The 444-nt window shown below is 70.9% G+C and carries 1 protein-coding gene; it reads left to right on the forward strand.

Annotated elements, in window-relative coordinates; translation table 11 throughout:
* A partial coding sequence (locus ABTU92_RS28910) for an alkyl sulfatase C-terminal domain-containing protein (protein WP_408095012.1) occupies positions 1–363 on the forward strand: 363 nt, incomplete at its 5' end.
* Between the last annotated feature and the right edge of the window lie 81 nt (positions 364–444).

Consider the following 444-nt stretch of genomic DNA (forward strand, 5'->3'; position numbering starts at 1 on the left):
GAGGGGCTGCGCTTCACCATCAATCTGGTCACGCCCGACAACGGCGAAAAGTTCATCGTCGAGCTGGAGAACGCCACCCTCACCAGCATCGCCGGCTTCCAGGCCGACAAGCCGGACCTGACCCTGACCATCGACCGCTCCGCCCTGGAGCAGACCATGATGGGCGCCAAGACCCTGGAGGCGCAGATCGCCGACGGCACCGCCAAGGTCCAGGGCGACGTGACCGTGCTCGCCAAGCTCGCCGCCACCATGGTGGACTTCGATCCCCGCTTCGAGGTGATGCCGGGCACCAAGGCGCGCCCCGCCGCCGTGCAGCACGCCGACGCCTACCAGGCCGTGCCGGAGCGGATCATCGCGGAGTAGTCCGCGGCGCGGGTCGGACAGTCCGCCGGCGGCACGTCCGGCCCGCCCGGAACGCGGCACCGCCGCCGCGTGCGGGGCTTT

It is taken from the genome of Rhodoplanes sp. SY1 (assembly GCF_046000175.1).
GTDB lineage: Bacteria > Pseudomonadota > Alphaproteobacteria > Rhizobiales > Xanthobacteraceae > Rhodoplanes.